The 276-nt window shown below is 41.7% G+C and carries 1 protein-coding gene; it reads right to left on the bottom strand.

From position 1 onward, the window contains the following. A partial coding sequence (locus AAEZ05_RS28490) for a hypothetical protein (protein ID WP_350649935.1) occupies positions 1-212 on the bottom strand: 212 nt, incomplete at its 3' end. Between the last annotated feature and the right edge of the window lie 64 nt (positions 213-276).

Below are 276 nucleotides of genomic sequence, written 5' to 3'. Positions count from 1 at the left end.
GCTAAATGAGGATAAATGGTATTGCCCAATAGCATACCAAGCAAAATGGCCAATGTTAAGGAAGACAAACCAACGATGCGTCCGTTCGACCACGTCGCCAGACTCGTATTTAACCATAGACAAAATACACTACCGCTCAGCACGACAAACAACCCTGCCAAATGTCGGTTGTTTGGAACATAATGATTCACTGATTGGGCAAAAGCGTGCATAGCGTACGCATCCTATTATTGATAATCAAAATAAGCATAAGCTTATGAATAGACAGTATAAGCC

Source organism: Pseudomonas sp. HY13-MNA-CIBAN-0226 (assembly GCF_040310305.1).
In the GTDB taxonomy this organism is placed as follows: Bacteria; Pseudomonadota; Gammaproteobacteria; order Pseudomonadales; family Pseudomonadaceae; genus Aquipseudomonas; species Aquipseudomonas gregormendelii.
The sequence above is the reverse complement of the archived record's forward strand: the minus strand, read 5'-3'. Positions and strand labels throughout refer to the sequence as shown.